Below are 256 nucleotides of genomic sequence, written 5' to 3' on the forward strand. Positions count from 1 at the left end.
TGATTGGGCTTTTCTCCCAATTTTTAGCTTTAGTCAAAATAACCCCCTTGTGGGTTTCGCGTGCCGGTGTATCCCAAACGTATGGCGTTCGCGATGCGTGCGTCTGACACCGACCAACGAAACGAAAGGGGGGAAGATGTTCATTGGATTCAGACTGACGACGCGGCTTGTCGTCAACGCCGTGGTTGTCCTGGTGCTGGCGCGATTGCTGTTTATGGGCATGGACGGCTTGGACCGGTTTTCCGACACGTGGAAC

General features: G+C 53.9%; 1 protein-coding gene. It reads left to right on the top strand.

What is annotated here, in order from left to right:
• Window positions 1–66: 66 nt before the first annotated feature.
• On the top strand, window positions 67–256 hold a 190-nt coding region (locus AC6UD4_RS07335; RefSeq protein WP_500709654.1), incomplete at its 3' end, for a hypothetical protein.

The sequence above is a fragment of the Fructilactobacillus sp. X3R5C2 genome (assembly GCF_059901175.1).